Below are 1822 nucleotides of genomic sequence, written 5' to 3'. Positions count from 1 at the left end.
CAGCAGCGCCTCGTAGGCGTCGTGGACGCGCGCTCCGGTCGGCGTCACCCGGTAGGCGGCGTCGCGTTTCACCACCCAGTCGCGCTCGCGGAATCCCGCGAGGATCCGCTGGACGGTCGTTCGCGTCGCGTCGACCGCGTCGGTCAGCGCCGCCGGGCGTCGCGGCTCCTCGCGTAACGCCCGGAGTATCGCGACCCGAACGGGCGAGCCGGCGAGATACTGTGCGCCGTCGTGTCCCTCCTCGGCCGTCATCGTATGATCCGTGTGTACGGGTACCGACCTGTTAATCGTACCGCGTCGCAGCGCGGGACCGAAGCGGCGGCTCCGACCCCGAAAACGGCGTCAATCCCGGTACCGGAACGACACGACGGTGCCGACGGTGTCCTCGCCGGCGATGCGCTCCGTGGTCACGGTCACGGCCGCGAGGGCGTCCGCCCCGAGCGCCTCCTCGATCACCGCCCGGAGCGCGTCGGGGTCGGCCCCCTCTTCGATCACCGGCACGCGGACCTGTCGACGGTTGACCGCGACGTCGCCGAGGTCGTACTCCGTGTGTTCGAACGCCTCTCGGATCGCGGCTTCGATGTCGGTCATGGCGGTTCGACCTCCGCGCTCGGCGGTGAAAAAACGGGGTCCCTGACCGGACAGATGAGCGAGTTCGCGACGAGTCGCGGCCTTTCGATCCTCTCATGTCCGAGCGATCTCACGACTCTCAGTTGGCAGAGATATTTAATACATAGTTAATATAGTTCAAATATCTCTATTGTTTTGCCGCAGAACAAGCTCGGATATTTATTTATCCTGATACTTCTGTTGTATGCACGAAAGTGTCGCGGACTACGTGGCAGAGCACCCGAAAATGGCCGGCGTCCTGTTCACCGCACTGCTGCTGTTGACGCAAGCGGCACCTGCGGCGGCGAATGCTGCCGTTTGTAACCCTGGCCCTTAATTAAACGAAATAGTATCCGTCCAAGATAACCTTTCATTCATAAATATTGGTAATGTTTCCAATTCCAAAAAATTCTGGAAATCATTCTTTGCGACGTTGAAGGCCTCGATTTCAGCCGGTACGTAGTAATTTGAAGAGACTGTTTCCAAATTGAGCGTGCTTAATGTACCAACCCCATACGGACCATTCGGATAAATATTTGTTGATATATTTACTTGTTTATTTTGTCTTTTAGCATTTATCACCACCGCTCCTCCACTCCGACTCTGACAGATCGTCGTCGCCCCGTCACCCACCACGATGTACTGGTGCCCCGTGATCAGTTCACGTTTCGCGACGTGAAGCGCGGTGCGAAGGTTGAACCCGCTGTTCATCAGGCGAGCGATGATCCGGCCGAGTTTCGTCGCGGGCGAGTTCGCTACGTCGGAGAGCGTGACGATGCCGCCGCGGGAGCCGCGGTGGACTAAGGCCTCGCCCTGCCGGTACGACTGACAGGCGTTGAGTAAGAAGGCGCTGACGCCGATTTCGAGGTCCTCGTCGGTCAGATCGAGGTAGCTGTCGGCGCACTGCATTCCACGGTCGTCGACGTGACCGATGTAGTGGAGGAAGTCGACATCGGACGCGAGCGCCTCGCGCATCTCGCCGCGGTCGAGGTCGTGTCGCACCTCGATGTCGAACTGGACCATGTCGCGGAGTCCGTACAGGTCGGCGACGTCGCCCTCCTCGCGCATCTGCTCGTCGTTACAGACGACGAGGACGGAGATCCGCGACTGCTCGACCTGCCCGGCTTCGAGCCGGCGGTGGTACGCGTCGAGGGTGGCCTTGTTCGCGTCGAGAGGGACGCCGTCGCCGACCCACGCGTGTTCGACGGTGTCG

Annotated in this window: 2 protein-coding genes and 1 pseudogene (1 of these 3 running past the window's edge); all 3 read right to left on the bottom strand. The window is 60.6% G+C overall.

Annotation, left to right across the window (positions count from 1 at the left end; genetic code table 11):
- On the bottom strand, positions 1 to 252 hold a 252-nt coding region (locus tag BN903_RS06430), incomplete at its 3' end, for a helix-turn-helix domain-containing protein (protein ID WP_048076969.1).
- Positions 253 to 342: 90 nt separating this feature from the next.
- Positions 343 to 591: a hypothetical protein gene (locus tag BN903_RS06425; RefSeq protein WP_048076968.1), complete on the bottom strand. Its 249-nt coding sequence runs from the start codon at positions 589 to 591 to the stop codon at positions 343 to 345.
- A 351-nt stretch (positions 592 to 942) separates the two neighbouring features.
- Positions 943 to 1822: pseudogene (locus tag BN903_RS06420) on the bottom strand (caspase family protein); it runs 1153 nt beyond the window's last position.

Source organism: Halorubrum sp. AJ67 (assembly GCF_000513435.1).
The sequence above is the reverse complement of the archived record's forward strand: the minus strand, read 5'-3'. Positions and strand labels throughout refer to the sequence as shown.